This is a genomic window from Salegentibacter sp. 24 (assembly GCF_004362395.1).
Taxonomy (GTDB): Bacteria; Bacteroidota; Bacteroidia; order Flavobacteriales; family Flavobacteriaceae; genus Salegentibacter.
In genome coordinates this window covers 66,839-82,645 of sequence record NZ_SNWE01000004.1, presented here as the reverse complement: position 1 = coordinate 82,645, position 15,807 = coordinate 66,839, and the positions used below count along the sequence as shown (strand labels likewise).

The window sequence follows — 15,807 nt, the reverse complement described above, 5'->3', positions numbered from 1 at the left end:
CAAACACCCAAGTTGGTTTCAACTTGGGTGTTTGCTTTAAAGTAGATTTTAGCAAATTCTATATAATAAGAAAAGCCTTTTATTTATTAAACCAATTCAAAAACCACTAAATAACAGAATGTTAAATCTTTACACAACTTGGGTTCGACTTGTGAAGAAAACCCAATAAAACTCTCCAAATTCGTAGAACGAAAGTTAAATCAGGTAAAAGCTAACTATTTAAATTTATTAAAGCTTTTCCATAAATCGTTCTATTATGCCAACAAGTATTATTACCACCGACGATCTTCAAGAATTCAAAATGGAATTACTGGATGATATCAAAAACCTTCTAGCCAAACAATCTTCCGGAAAAATCAAAAAGTATCTTAAATCTTCTGAGGTGATGGACTTACTTCAAATAAGTCCTGGAACACTTCAAAATTTACGGATTAATGGTACCCTTCCCTACACAAAAGTAGGTGGTATTATTTATTATGATGCTGAAGAGATCCAAAACGTAATGGAAGAAAATCGTGTTCAGCACGATTTAAGTTCTTAAGAGATGAACTACATTAAGCTATTGAATTCGGCTTTTTCAGCGTTCTATTTCGATGACCGTTTAAATCCTACCCACATCAGCCTTTATATGGCACTGTTTCAAGAATGGAACAGTAGCCGTTTTGCTGATGAGTTTTTTGTGAACCGTAGAGATTTGATGCGCGCGGCCAAGATTGGTTCTAAATCTACTTATCATCGTTGCGTAACTGACCTTAACTCGTGGAATTACCTCACCTATTTTCCATCAAATAATCCTTATAAAGGAAGTAAAATTAAGATGTCCATTATCGGGACAAGTGATGAACCAGATCTGGGACACTACGATCCCAAATTAGAACAACTTGCGGAACAGTACCATCCCATACGTGAACCGGTAGTGAACCAGCACCGTCCCACCAGTGGACAAGCATTGGTATCTACTATAAACAATAACAAACAAGAAAACAATAATAAACAGCCAAAGGCCAGGCAGGCTGTTTTAGATTTTTTTATTGAAAAAAATTTTGATGCAAATGAAGGAGAAAAATTTTTCGATCATTACGAAAACAAAGATTGGAAAACGAGCGATGGAAAAGCCATACGTGACTGGAAAGCCTTAGCCGTGAACTGGATGGATAGAACCGAATTGTTTGACCAGGAAAACAGGCCAAACAAAAAGCAAGCGTATCATAAAGAGGATAACTTGCGTACCACTAAAACCAAAGACTATGGACAACCCCTCTAAAATAACCGAAGGTGGCGTGGAATATTCGCTAGGTGAATTTGACGGTAAAAACGTAACATACGATTTTCTGAAAATCTTGATTTACCTGGATGCAAAAGGTAAACTACTTTTCGGTAAAAGATTCAGGATTTATGAAGAGGATAAAAAGATACTTTTGAAATTATGCTCATATTTTATCAGAGACCGTGAGTCTTGCAGCAAATTTGATATCGATTTAGAAAAAGGAATCCTCCTTTCCGGTCCGGTAGGTTGTGGCAAAACCAGTTTAATGAAGTTGCTTCGACATTTAGTTCCTTTTCAACGCCCCTATGAAATGATCCCTTGCCGTAATGTAAGTTTCAGTTTTAATCATTTAGGTTTCAAAACTATTGAAGAATATGGCAATACTAAATTCTTCTGCTTTGACGATCTGGGCGTAGAACCCGCCGGTAGGTTTTACGGAAAAGATTTGAATGTTATGGGAGAAGTGCTTTTATCTCGTTATGATTTATACTTGCAAACCAAACATAAAGTCAAGACTCACGCTACCACCAACCTAAACGCTGATGAACTTGAAGAACGTTACGGAAATCGAGTGCGAAGCCGGATGCGAGAACTATTTAATTTAATTGCTTTTGATAAAAAAAGCAACGACAAAAGAGTATGATAGATTCGAAAAAAATATTGTATTCCAATGGTAAAAACGATGAATGCCATACCCCTGCGTATGGAGTACTTCCAATTTTAGAATATATCCCTAAAGGCAAAATCATTTGGTGTCCTTTTGATACTAAAGATAGTTGGTTTGTCAAACTTATTTCTCTTCAAAGTCCAGTGGTATATTCCCATATTTCAAATGGAGAAAATTTTTATACCTACGAACCTAAGAATTGGGATATCCTTATCTCTAATCCACCCTTTACCAACAAACGTTTAATTTTTGAACGCGCCCTTTACTTCAAAAAACCTTTTGCTCTTTTAATGACCAATACTTGGCTAAATGATGCTGCTCCAAAGCAATTATTTAAAGAGAGGGATTTACAATTATTAATGTTTGATAAGCGCATGAAGTTCGACAACCGTAATAAAATTACTTTTAGCAGTAGTTATTTTTGTTGGAATTTTTTACCGAAGCAGATTGTTATGAAAACATTGAATAAAAACGATCTAAAACCCTAATATGGATTATGGTAATTCATTGAGAACATTAGAAAATCCCAAGAATTTATAGGGATGGGGGCGATTTAAACTATCATCACCAACCTTAATGATGATGAGAAGATGAACGCTACTGAAACAGCGTAAGCAGCCAAATGCAGCAGCTGTTTAAGTTAGTCGCGTTTGATAAAGAAGTAAAGACAAAAGTGTAGTATAAAATCTTAGAAATTACTGGTTTCAGGATGAAAAAAATTCTTTACCATTTTTTGGTCGCTCTCTTTGCCAATAGAATTTAAGGTTTCTCAAACCGGAAACCATACTTGCAATACATATTTAAAACCAGAAACAATGGATGATTGGTATACAAAATCAAGCTGTGCAAATTCATTTCTTGAGTTTTTCCAAGGCTTTATTCGTTAACAACTGTCGAATCCTTAATTCTCGGAAATCTGGTTTCAATTTCATCTTGACCAAGGTGTATTCTTTGTCCGTAACTCTTTCCAACCCAATAGAAACAACAATTTAATTTTCTAGAGAAGTATAGAAAATATATTCCTTTTATATAGGATTTCTTTTAGAGAGCTCTCAAAAAAAGATTTGTCATATTAGTGTCTTCAAAATATTAGATAAGCTATTGGTAATGAATATCCCTACAGGCATCCCCATAGGAATTTTCATAAAGAATTATTTGTACGTTTATCTTTTCTTTTTTAATCTTAAAAAATATTCTAGAGATTTTTTTTATTAAACAATTCTAAGTTCCATCATTATTCCATTAAGTTCTTTATCCAGTTTTTTAAGCACAAAGCTCAGATGCTTAAAAAAACCTTTTTGAGGGATGTAGCAAGTGGCTTTGATAAGTTTTTTTTGGATAATTCTGTTTTATTTTTTCAATCAAATATTTTGCTATCCTTTGATATTTCCACTTCTCCAGCAATCTAATAGTATTTTATTATTATTTTATCTTCCCTAACATGAATAGCGGTATACCCCGATGTTAAGACATTTATACTAGCCAGGTAATAAATTTTTGACATCTGTCAAATTTGGAATAATTTCTTCGTGAACCAGATGCGAAAATATTTCACGCTCTATGGCTTTATCCAAATTTATAATAAATTAATTATCGCATCTTTCTATGTTAAACACCCCGGCTGCTTTAAAATTTGGTGTGCTTTTTCATTGAACCTTTCTAATATGGATTTTTCATTCATTCTCGTCTCAAATTCAGTAAGGGAAATAAAGAGGTTATGTGGATTGGTTGTCACTTTAGATAATCATATTATTCATATTTTTTATTTCGATATTATTTTGGTTTTTGTCTATAATTAAACATTTTAATTATATTTGTCCAATGAAAGACGATTTAGTTAAAGATCACATTATTAATTCTTCCGTGGCGGTATTTAAAAAATTGGGGTTTGATAAAGTCACAATGGATAATATTGCCAAAGCCGCAAATAAAGGTAGAAGCACACTCTACTATTACTTTAAAAACAAACATGAAGTTTTTGAGCAGGTGGCCGAAATGGAGTACTTTTCTATAATAGAACCTGCCAAAGCGAAAATTAAAAAATCTAACACTATTGAAGAAAACCTACGGTTATATAATGAGATTAAACTCAAAAGTCTCATAAATAAAACCAAAGAGTATACTTTTTTGCTAGAAGACATTAAGCAAAACTTCAACATTGCTCATTCCCTATTTATGAAGTTAAGACATATAGAGAATAGTATTTTCCAAGAAATACTCACGTGGGCAATCCATAAAAAAGAAATCGCCCCCATTAGTCAGGAAAATATGCAATTTTTAGCAATGACTATGGTAACCGCCTATAGCGGTTTAGAAAAAGAAATGCTCCTTTACGGTTCCATAGAAAATATGTCAGTAAGGCTCGATTGGCTTGTCAATATTCTTATTAAAGGTTTAAAATACGATCAATAACTAAAATCCTCACAAATTAAAATTATAACATATGCGCAAGTTTCATTTCATCCTTTTGTTTTGTTTGGCAACGTTAACGCTTCAAAGTTGTAAAAAAGAAGAAAAAGAAAGGGAAATTCAACCCATCGAGGTTAAAACCGTAATGGTAGGCAACACTTCTTTAGAAAGTAGTGGAGCCCTTTTTTCTGCCACTGGTAGAATTGCTGCCGATAAAAGCGTAAAACTAAGTTTTCAGGTATCCGGGACCATTGAACAATTTCCGGTAGGTATGGGCGATTTTGTACAAAAAGGAAGCCTAATTGCCAAAATAGATGGTACAGCCTATCAAAAACAGTATGAAGCAAGAAGAGCGCAAGCTGAAATGGCAAAAGACAATTACAATCGTGTAGAAGAAGTCTATAAAAAAGGAAGTATTGCTGAAGTAAAAATGGTAGAAGCACGCTCCAATTACAAACAGGCCGAAGCAGCCGCGCAAGCCAGCTACCAAAACGTGAAATTCACCCGTATTACCGCTCCTTTTACTGGTTATATTGGTGAAAAAATGATGGAAACCGGAGATCTGGCATCACCCGGCCAACCCATCGTCGATTTTTTTGATATCGATAAGCTTAAAGCCATCATTCCAATTCCAGACGATCAGGTAAACCAATATCAAACCGGAGATAAAGCCATTGTAAAAATAGAAGTCTTAGATACCGAATATGAAGGTGAAATTACCGAAATATCCGTACAATCAGACAGTAACACCCCTAGCTATACCGCAAAAATTACCATTAACAATAAAGACAAAAAAATAAAGCCCGGGATGGCCTGTACCGTTACACTTCCCGAAAAAGAAAATACTTCAGAAGAAGCCTCTAACACTTTCATTGTTCCTGTAGAAACCGTATCGGTAACCGAAAAGAATGAAAATTTTGTCTATGTAGTAAACGAAAACAAAGCAGAAAGACGCATTGTAAAAACCGGAAAACTATACAACAATGGCATCGCCATCACTGAAGGTTTACAAAAAGGAGATCAACTTATCACTTCAGGCTACCATAAGCTCACTCAAGACACTCCGGTTACAATTATAAACAAACAATAAGTCCTTATTTTATGAAAAAACAAGGTTCGATGATAGAATGGGCAATGAAAAACAAAGCTTTTCCACTGGCATTAGCTTCTGTTTTTGTGGTGATTGGCTTGTTAGGGCTTTTCAATATGCCCCGTAACGAATTTCCTGAATTTACGATTCGGCAAGGATTGGTAATGGGGTTTTATCCCGGTGCCAATTCACAAGAAGTAGAAGAACAACTTACCGCTAAAGTCGAAAAATTCCTGTTCAGCTATAATGAAGTAGACAAAGAAAAAACCTACTCTTATACCCGTGATGGCGAAATGTACATTTATGTGGAAGTAGCCAACCGTGTAGGCCACAATGAAACTGAACAATTTTGGAACAAGCTTAAAAACGACCTATTAATCTTTCAGCAACGTAGTGTCCCTCCCGGCGTTAAGGGAATTATAGTGAACAGTGATTTTGGAAGTACTGCCGCGATGATCCTGGCCGTAGAATCTAAAACCAGACCTTACAAAGACCTGCAAAAACACGTAGAAGAAATAGAAGATCAACTTCGGCAGGTGAAAGGGATGGCAAAAATTAGCCACTCCGGCGGACTTACCGAGCAAATTTCGGTTTACGTAGATCAAAATAAACTGGCACAATACGGAATTAGCCCAGGCACTTTAATGCAAAGCTTGCAATCGCAGGGAACCATACGGCCCAACGGCACTTTAGAGTCGCCCACTTTTGACCGTCCTATAAATATGGAGGTGTTTCTTAAAAATGTGACCGATATTTCCAACCACATTGTAAGCACCGATCGGGACGGACGTGTGATCCGTATAAAAGATATTGCCAAAGTAAAAAAAGAATACGAAGATCCAGACTCCTTTATTACCGCCAATGGAACCAAAGCGATGATCATTACGCTCGAAATGGCTTCCGGTAACAATATTGTACAATTTGGAGACCGAATTGATGAAAAACTCGACACCTTTAAAGAACAACTTCCGCAGGATATTCAGTTAAGAAAAATTGCCAACCAGCCCGAAGTAGTTCATCATTCCATAAGCCACTTCCTTAAAGAATTCGGCTTTGCCCTAGCCGGGGTAATTATTGTAACGCTACTGCTCCTACCCTTTCGTGTAGCTTCAGTTGCCGCAGCCACCATTCCTATTACCATTCTCGCCACCCTTGCGTTAATGTTTATGCTGGGAATGGAGCTAAATACCGTAACCTTAGCCGCCCTAATTATCGTATTGGGAATTGTGGTAGATGATCCCATTGTGGTCATAGATAACCACGTAGAGAAACTAGATGAAGGACAATCGGTTTGGAAAGCCGCCCTTAACAGTGCCAAAGAACTTTTCCCATCGGTATTTACAGCAACCCTTGCCATATCGGCCACCTTCCTGCCTTTAGTATTTTTTATGACAGGAACCGCGAAAGACTTTTTAAGTACCTTCCCCTATACTATAATGCTGGCATTATTCCTTTCACTCGCCATTTCTGTATTATTAGTGCCCTTCTTCAATACCATATTCATTAAAAAAGGATTGCACCATAACAAAAAGGAAGAAGACAAAGAGAAGAAAAAATCGATGCTAGAAAAGTTACAGCACTTCTTCAATAAGAGTGTTGAAAGCGCAATGAAGCATTATAGAATTACAGTAGGTATTGGTGTACTTTCCATAGTTGTGGGAGTATTCTTTTTCTCTAACCTATCGCAGGAATTGTTTCCGGTAATTGAAAGGAACCAATTTGCAGTAGAAGTTTATCTTTCTAAAAACAGCAGTCTCGAAGAAACCGAAAAAGTAGTAAAAGAGTTTGAGAAGATTTTAGAAAAAGACGAGCGTATTCACGACTATACCAGTTTTATAGGCGAAAGTTCACCGCGTTTCCATATGGTTTACGCGCCCAACCTTCCCGCTAAGAACTATGCCCAAATTTTGGTCACCACTACCTCAGACGATGCTACGGAAGAAGTGCTGAAAGAATATGATAAAAAATACGCTGAAATGTTTACCAACGCGTATTTAAGGATGAAACAGCTAAATATGATTGCCAAACCCGCACAGGTAGAAGTGCGCCTTTTTGGTGATAATATCGACACCTTAAAAAGCTACGGAGATAAAATCATTGACCTGGCAAGAGAAACCCCAGAAACCATTTGGTCCAGAACCAATTATGGGGAAATGCAGCAAACCGTTGCCATTGATGTTAATGAAGCCGAAGCATCACGCATAGGCCTTACCCGTGAAAATATCGCCAACACCATAGCGATGAATATGGAAGGATTAAATGCCACACAGATTTGGGACGGCGATTATGCCATTAACGTAAAAGTAAAGGCTGAAGATCATAAAGATCAATCAGTTTCCAGCCTAAGGGAATTATCCATTATCTCACCTAATACCGGTAAAACAGTACCACTACGTCAGGTAGCCAAGATAATCCCGGGTTGGGAACAAGAACAAATTGTAAGACGTAACGGAATGCGCTGCTTAACCGTACGTGTAGATATTGAAAAAGGAGCCGTAGCCAATGTGATATTAGGCAAGCTTCGTCCCAAAATCGAAGAAATGGAGCTTCCAGACAGTATCACTGTAGGCTATGGAGGTGAACACGAAATGAGTCAGGAAAACCTGGTACCTATGGGAATCTCATTATCCATAAGTGTCCTTATTATTTTCCTTATCCTGCTTTGGCATTTTAGGAAATTTAAACAAGCCCTATTAAGTTTCATCACAATGCCACTTAGTATATTTGGTGCAGCCCTAGGACTAATGTTAATGCAATATCCTTTTGGATTTACTTCCTTCTTAGGGATATTGGCACTTTGCGGGATCGTGGTAAGAAACGGTATTATTTTGATCGATTTTGCCAATGAATTAAGAGTTCATCACGACCATTCAGTTTACCGAGCTGCCGCACACGCCGCCAAACGAAGAATGCGTCCTATTTTCCTTACCTCCTCTGCCGCTGCCGTTGGAGTAACGCCAATGATTATTAGTAGATCAAGTTTATGGGGACCATTAGGAACCGTTATCGCCTTTGGTTTAATGATGTCTATGATACTTACCCTATATGTTTTACCCGTATTATACTGGTTGTTTTTTAGGAACGAAAAAGACGAAGAGGAAAAAGAAGAAACAAAAGAAAATAATGCAAACGCCTAGAAATAGTATGAAAAAGATGCTAATAAAGAACAGTACACCCCTTGTTATTTGGTGTATGCTAAGTTTTTTGTCCTGCGGAAGTTTACTTGCACAAGAAAAACTAAATTTAGAAGAAGTTAAGGAAGCCGCATTATCGTACAGCAACGATATCAAAAACGGAAAAATAAGAATAGAACAAGCTGAAGCCGCCAAACAAGAAGCTATTGCCAATTATTTTCCGCAAATTAGTGCAACCGGAATCGGCTTATATGGGTTTAAGGACTTTGTCCCGCCCATCCCAGAAATACTGCCCGATGGAATCGATAATTTTTATCAGGCCGGAGCCACAGCAACCGAAGTTGTTTACGCCGGAGGAAAAATAAGAAGCGCCAGTGCCCTGGCAAGTCTTCAGGCAGAAACCCGAACCATACAAGCCGAGCAGGCAACAGATTCGGTAATTCTAAATACCGAACAAAAATACTGGCAACTGGTACAAGTACAAGAACAACTTAAAGCCATACGCGCCAGCAAAATGTACCTGGACGAATTACTGAAGCAACAACAAGATTTGCTTTCAGCCGGACTTATCGCTAAAAATCAATTACTTCGGGTAAGGACCAACCGCAGTAGAGTACTTTTACAACAAAGCAAACTCGGCAATCAGCGTAAACTGGCATTACTTGATTTAGGGCTTTATGTAGGGAAAATTTACGATACAACCACCGTCGTTGCCGATACGTTAAAGCAAGTCACCCCACCCCGACTTAAATACCCTAACCCCGATCTCGATTTTCAAAACAACAATAATTACAAGCTGCTTGAAAAATCGATAAGCGCATCGCAATTGCAAACGAAAATCACAAAAGCCGACTTATTACCACAGGTTTCTGTTGGAGTAAATGCAGGTTATTTCGGAACGTTCAACGATGCGATTGACAGTCAGTTTATGCCGGTGGCCTTTGGGATGGTAAGCATTCCCATCTCCGATTGGTGGGGAGCCGGTCGCCATAAAGTGAAGCAAAAAGCGCTGCAGGAAAAAATTGTACAGAATAATTTCGACGATCGCAAAGACGAACTTAAAATAGGGATTATGAAGTCCTGGTACGACCTGATGGATGCTTATAAGCAAATTAATTATGCTAAGGACAATCTGGAGTATGCCAATGAGAACCTAAAGGTTCAACGGGATAATTACAACAGCGGACTGAACAACCTTACGGATCTATTAGACGCGCAGCAACAAGAAGAATCGGCAGAAACTGAATACGCTAATGCTTATGCGAATTATAAGATTGCAGAATCGAAGTATTTGTTTGTAACGAACAACCTATAAAATTCGCAAGAAATTAATGGGTCCCATTTTCATTTTAATAGAGTAATTATAAAAAAATGTTCATACTAAGTCTTGTCTACCGATACCCACTTTTGAGGTTGTTTTTAAGGCAGGTAGTTTTTTGGTTGATAGCTTATGGCGTACTTTCAGTTATCCTCTATTATACGGCCCACATGGTTAATATACCATTGAGCATTAGTTGGAATATTAAATTTCCTAACCTCTTTCTTTTTTTTATGGCCTTTGGGCTCTTAACAGGGACAGTACTTTCTTTAATGGAAGGACTATTGAAAATATTGCGATTTAAAAGTAGCTCCTTAGTCTTCGACAGTCTGGTCAGGACTATTTTTTATTTTGTTGCTCTATGGCTTATTTTGAATATTATAAAAAATTTATTGAATGATTATAGTTACTTATTTATAAGTGGATATATGGCCACACCTTCAAATACAAGGAATTTTGATATCATTATCCTCACCTACACTTTGTTTATGATTTTTATTGTGAGCTTTATAAATGAAATGGTAAGTAAAAACAGTCCAGGTTTTACCATGCCCTTGATCCTTGGCAAATACCGATTCCCCCGGGAAGAAAACAGACTTTTTATATTTTTGGATCTCAAAGGTTCTACCCATTTGGCGGAAGAACTGGGGCATCTCAAGTATAGTAGTTTTATACAGGAAAGCATCATGGAGGTCAATCAGGTAGCTAAAAAATTTAAAGCCCACATCTATCAATATATTGGTGATGAGATTGTAATTACCTGGAAATTAGAACATTTCAATACATTAAATTCCATTAAATTCTTGTTTGCCTTAAATCAAAGGTTAAAAAAAAAGGAAAAGCAGTTTAATTCCCATTATGGATCAATACCTGTTTTTCGTGCCGGCATCCACGAAGGGATCGTTACAGCTATTGAAATTGGTGATCTTAAAAGGGAAATTGCCTTTCACGGTGACACCATGAATGTATGCTCCAGAATACAGGGGCTCTGTAAAATTTTTAATAGAAAAATACTCATCTCCGAGCAGGTAAACCAAAACAAGGAAATTTCCCAAAATTTTAAGGTTACTCCGTTAGGGTCACAAATACTGGAAGGAAGGAAACATAGTGTAGAAGTCTTTGCTGTTGAGTAGTTAGAATAAGGGAACCGCCCTTTTATTAAAATTTCAAAAAATAAAAGAAAAAATTCATTCAGGCATAAACCCCACAATACCATTAAAATGTTTCCAATTATTGATTTTCAATCCTTCATAATATAACATGTTGCTAATAGTTTCATTAATAAAAAACAGATTGGCTACCTTCTATACAGTTTTGATCCAAATCATATAATGGTTATAGCTAAGGGATCTTTGTTCAAAAAGCACCCTATTTTCCATTTATAAGGATAATAACTGATAACCCAGATTCATCAGTTAATAAGCGTAAACGATGCCGATGACAAATAACATACGCTTTAAAAAGGCGATGCTAGATAAATTGCAATGGGATACTTACTTTTACTTCACCTATATACAAATGATTTTTTGGAAAATTTATATAGATTAAATTCCCTTTAGAACATTAACTCTAATAGTACGCTTACGTAAGGAAAACTGATCTACGGTTAAAAGGAAAAGCAGTCCTACTATAAATATAAGTCTAATTATTTCAAAAGTATTTTATAGGGAAGTTGAAATCGGATTATCCTTTCCTTTATTATAAAATATTAAAGTATACAAAAATAAATTCTGAGTTTTTAAGTAACTAATCTATATAAAAATGGCAACAGCTATATTTTACAGTATACCAGCCTAGAAAAAAATAAACATAGAGTAAATTGAAACGGATAAATTAGAGAATGATTACAGAGTGTAAAAAAACAAATCATTATTCAGTTTTTCTCTTAGATAAGTAAATAAGAGTATGTCTATTGCAAGTTAAGTAAATATATATCGTTTTCTAACTTTATTTGAGCTATAAAGTTTCAAAGGCGATATCAAATATCCCATATTTTTTAATGCAATTTATTCAGATGCACCGTTGTCTTTTCCGACGTGGCCAATATCAATAAGAATACGTTTTCTTGTTGCCGGTTCTTATCCAAAATCACACACATTTCTAGAAGCAAAATCACAAAACTGACGTTTTTGAGCATCTTTTTCCTTTCTACATTTCAAGTTATCAACAACCTACTTTCCAGATTTCATAAAATTTGATATGAAATAACACTATTAAAAATCAATTGATTATAAATGATATTTTATCAACAAATAATTGATTTACAAATATTTAAATAAGTAAATTATTACTTTTTTCATAACGAAAACGAATCACAAATTTAAACCGTTCCGTTATGAAAAAATCAATTTACCTGACAAGCTTTCTTTCGCTGCTATCCACTTCTCTTTTCGGACAAATTGGAGGTATTGAAGATTCTGTTGATGATGTATCCAATACCATTAGAACCATTTTCCCCATCATCCTAGGGGTCATTTTCTTGATCGGCTTTCTTTTTAACGCCGGCCATTTCTTCGGGGAAAATGCTGACCTCAAAAAAGGGATCACCCGTGTGCTCGTCTTTGTCCTTATTGCCGGTGCCGTAGTGGGCATTTTCACCTACCTCATTGGAATCGTAGTCTAAGTCGCTAAGCGACATTTGGCAGTTAATGAATCTGTTATGAAGAAGTTCGAGGTCTATAAAAACATCAGGAAAAGGGCAGTTATTTTTGGACTGCCCCTCTCCCTCTTTGCGGTGATGATAATATCCATCATAGCTTCTTTACTCATTATTATTTTCTCGTTCAGTTTTGGAATGATCATCGGCGTATTGGTTTTTAACGCAGCCTTGTATATCGCCCTGACCCAAATCACAAACAATCCCCAGGTCTTCCAGCTAGCGCGAACCTTCCCAAAAAGCATCAGTAACAAACGAAATTCCGGTCTCGATTATGAACACAATTAATCTTTCTACTTATCAGCCCATTGCGGATATCCAAGACAATATCCTATTTGCCAATAATGGCAATGTTGTGGTATGCTATAAAGGAAACCTACCAGAAATCTATTCCTTGTCTGAAAAGGATTTTGAGGATATGCACGGGGCTTGGTTTCAGGCATTAAAATCATTGCCTGTTGGTACAGTGGTTCACAAGCAAGATGTCTATCTCAAAAAACATTATACCGCTGAAGAGCTTCCCTATACCACATTTTTGGAAAAAGCTACTAGTGATCATTTTAAAGGCCGAAAATATATCAACCACAACTGTTATCTCTTCTTTACCCTAACCAAAAATAAAGCGCTGAACAACTCTAAATATGTCAACCCTTTCCGCAAGGTCTCAAAAACGATAATTCAGGAATTAGATGACAATGTTCAGCATTTTATAAGTGCCGTAAGTGATTCCGTTTCCTTTATCAACAACAGTCGGAAAATGAAATTTTTTCCGCTTAACGCAAAGGAAATTCAAGCGATAACCAAAGAATATTTCAATGGATTTAATGAAGGCTTTGATACCGATATCATTCTGGATAAGAAAAACGTCAACATCGGCGAAAATTATTTTAATGCCCTGGCTATCAACAGCGAACTGTGCTTTGGCGAAAGTGTACAGACTAGCAAAACCAATGATAAATTCACTTCAGACGATTTTGTATTTCATCAAGGGTTTATTGATGGCTTAGGGCTTACGCTAAACGAGAATCATATTGTCAATCAAATCTTATACCTGGACGACAAACATAAATGGCGCAAGCTACTTGATAAGAAAATCGAAGAGCTTAACAAAAGTTCCAATTTCGGCTCGCAAAACAAAGTGGTTCTTGGAAAAATCCAGCACATCCTGGATCAAATCAATGCCGATGACAATGCCCGGATTATACGCGGACACTTAAACATCATTTTCTGGGATCGGGAGGCCCGGAGCCTTGATAGAATTGCTTCCAAAATAAAAACGGAATTTAAGGAACTGGATATTATTCCCTACTATCCACGAGGCGAAGAGCGGAAGAATTATATCCTGAACAGCTACTGCGGTTTTTCTTCTAATTTCTCCAATAATGATTTGTATGTAACGGATTTAAAACACGCACTTTGCCTGTTGATCAATAACAGCAATTACAAATCAGACCCTACCGGAATTATATTCAATGACCGGGAACATAATATACCTGTGCTTAAAGATGTTTGGGACGAGCACAAAAAACGCATCAAAGCACGAAACTTTGCTATTTTTGCTCCAACCGGTGAGGGGAAATCTTTTTTGGCCAACAATATACTGCGTCAATATTTTGAAAGCGGAGTTCGCCTGGTTATTATCGATTTGGGTGGTTCCTATACCAAATTTGCCAAGCTTTATCCTGAGAAGTATACTGTACTCCGCTACGAAAGCGGAAAAAACTTGGGCATCAATCCCTTTTACATCAGCGATACCAATGACCTGAGCCCAGAACGCTTGGAGGATTTATCGGTATTTCTGTTTGAACTCTTTGCTTCTGATTTAAAAGTAACCAAGGCACAATCGGTTGCCGTAAAAAAGATTCTACGTCATTATTACCATAGTATTTCTGAAAATCACTCGCTGAATGGTTTTTACAATTTTATTGAGAACAATCAAAAAAACCTCTTAAAGCAACTTAAAATCCATCCCGACTATTTCAACGTTACCAGCTTTTTACACGTAATGTCTGAATACGTCGGCGATGGTCTATATAGTTTCCTTTTTGAAGTCAGTGAAGACCAGACCTATAAAATAGAAGATAAGCGTCTTATTGTATTTGAACTGGACGAAGTCAAGGACAATAAAGAAATCCTCTCCGTAATGCTCAAGCTGATTAAATCGGCCATTCAACGCACAATTTGGAAGAACCGTGCTGAAAAAGGGATTATTCTTTTTGATGAGTTTGCCAAGCAACTGAAGTTTGAAAACGTACTGGAAAGTGTGGAATTTTACTACCAAGCCATTCGGAAACAAAATGGTGCAATCGGCATCATTTTACAATCCATCAATCAACTTCCAAACAATTCCACTTCCGCAAGCATTTTGGAGAATACCCAGGTCATTTATAGTCTGAACAATGAAAAAGGCTATAACGATCTGGCGGAACGACTTAGCCTGTCTAGCCACGATCTCAATCAATTAAAGTCTATAAAGAACAACCTTTCCGGTCCAAGAAAGTATACCGAAATGTTTATCAAAATTGGAAAGGAAAGCAACATTTTCCGCTTGGAAGTTCCCAAAGAAGTATATGCCGCATACCTCACCGATGGACAAGAAAATGAGTCCATAATGTCCCTTTATAAAAAGAGCCAGGATATGGAAAAAGCTATCAAGGAATTCATCGCTAAAACATAATACTATGAAGACAAAAATTTTAATCGTTGCAATAGCTCTGATTTTTATAGTGCACAGCCGTGCTACGGCCCAGGGAATGCCCGTTTATGACAATACCAATTTTGTAAGTCTGGTAAAACAACTAGTAGAATCCGGGAAGCAGACTGCTCAACTTATCAAGTCCGTGAAATTCCTGAAAGATGCAAAAGATAGGATTGAAAAAGTTTCCAGTGTAGTACGGCAACTTAGAGCTGTACAAGAGATTGGGCAAAACAATCAACGTCTCATTAACGTAATGCAAAATGATTTGCAGGATATTTTAAACTCCCCGTATATCAAGCCGGAAGAAATTTCCCGCGTCACAGTATCGTTTGAAAACATTGTTCAAAATTCTTTGGAAACAATGGATTTTATTGATCAAATCTTATCCAGCGATTACCTAAAAATGAGCGATGCCGAACGTGCTACTATATTAAAGCAGAAAGAAATGGAATCGAAGGAAATGGTCTCCGCTATCAGGGTAAGAACCAAACGTTACCGGGACATTATTTCCTTTCGAAAAATGCAGGATAAGATCAATAACCGTCCACTAAGTGGGATTTAACAAAAC

General features: G+C 36.8%; 13 protein-coding genes. All 13 read left to right on the top strand.

All coding sequences use genetic code 11. The features are described 5' to 3' along the window. The first annotated feature begins 256 nt into the window (after positions 1–256). The 13 genes from DET49_RS03905 to DET49_RS03845 all read left to right on the top strand — a co-directional run bounded on the left by DET49_RS03905 (position 257) and on the right by DET49_RS03845 (position 15,801). Positions 257–541 (top strand): helix-turn-helix domain-containing protein, encoded by a 285-nt coding sequence (locus tag DET49_RS03905; RefSeq protein ID WP_072879973.1) that lies wholly within the window; start codon positions 257–259, stop codon positions 539–541. Between the two features lie 3 nt (positions 542–544). After that, the gene (locus tag DET49_RS03900; protein WP_133546792.1) at positions 545–1,264 is read left to right on the top strand and encodes a hypothetical protein; all 720 of its coding nucleotides are present in this window, start codon (positions 545–547) and stop codon (positions 1,262–1,264) included. Then, positions 1,248–1,910 (top strand): ATPase, encoded by a 663-nt coding sequence (locus tag DET49_RS03895; protein WP_072879969.1) that lies wholly within the window; start codon positions 1,248–1,250, stop codon positions 1,908–1,910. Before DET49_RS03900 ends, DET49_RS03895 begins: the two co-directional genes overlap by 17 nt. Then, positions 1,907–2,422, top strand: coding sequence for a hypothetical protein (locus tag DET49_RS03890; protein ID WP_013073485.1), 516 nt, complete (start codon positions 1,907–1,909; stop codon positions 2,420–2,422). The genes DET49_RS03895 and DET49_RS03890 overlap by 4 nt, the downstream gene beginning before the upstream one ends. Before the next feature lie 1,333 nt (positions 2,423–3,755). Beyond that, positions 3,756–4,346, top strand: a complete 591-nt coding sequence (locus tag DET49_RS03885) for a TetR/AcrR family transcriptional regulator (protein WP_072879965.1) — start codon at positions 3,756–3,758, stop codon at positions 4,344–4,346. Positions 4,347–4,377: 31 nt separating this feature from the next. Further along, positions 4,378–5,433, top strand: coding sequence for an efflux RND transporter periplasmic adaptor subunit (locus DET49_RS03880; protein WP_133546791.1), 1,056 nt, complete (start codon positions 4,378–4,380; stop codon positions 5,431–5,433). Positions 5,434–5,444: 11 nt separating this feature from the next. Beyond that, positions 5,445–8,570, top strand: coding sequence for an efflux RND transporter permease subunit (locus DET49_RS03875; protein WP_133546790.1), 3,126 nt, complete (start codon positions 5,445–5,447; stop codon positions 8,568–8,570). A 7-nt stretch (positions 8,571–8,577) separates the two neighbouring features. Next, complete coding sequence (locus DET49_RS03870; protein WP_243729513.1) at positions 8,578–9,882, top strand: TolC family protein; 1,305 nt, start codon at positions 8,578–8,580, stop codon at positions 9,880–9,882. Between the two features lie 173 nt (positions 9,883–10,055). Further along, positions 10,056–11,018 carry an adenylate/guanylate cyclase domain-containing protein gene (locus DET49_RS03865; RefSeq protein ID WP_243729511.1) on the top strand — a complete coding sequence of 321 codons (963 nt, stop codon included), beginning with the start codon at positions 10,056–10,058 and terminating at the stop codon, positions 11,016–11,018. A 1,202-nt stretch (positions 11,019–12,220) separates the two neighbouring features. Further along, positions 12,221–12,508 (top strand): hypothetical protein, encoded by a 288-nt coding sequence (locus DET49_RS03860; protein WP_133546788.1) that lies wholly within the window; start codon positions 12,221–12,223, stop codon positions 12,506–12,508. 36 nt (positions 12,509–12,544) lie between these two features. Then, positions 12,545–12,829 (top strand): hypothetical protein, encoded by a 285-nt coding sequence (locus tag DET49_RS03855; RefSeq protein WP_133546787.1) that lies wholly within the window; start codon positions 12,545–12,547, stop codon positions 12,827–12,829. Beyond that, positions 12,816–15,218, top strand: coding sequence for a TraG family conjugative transposon ATPase (locus tag DET49_RS03850; RefSeq protein WP_133546786.1), 2,403 nt, complete (start codon positions 12,816–12,818; stop codon positions 15,216–15,218). The genes DET49_RS03855 and DET49_RS03850 overlap by 14 nt, the downstream gene beginning before the upstream one ends. A gap of 4 nt (positions 15,219–15,222) precedes the next feature. Further along, positions 15,223–15,801, top strand: coding sequence for a conjugal transfer protein (locus DET49_RS03845; protein WP_133546785.1), 579 nt, complete (start codon positions 15,223–15,225; stop codon positions 15,799–15,801). Positions 15,802–15,807 lie beyond the last annotated feature (6 nt).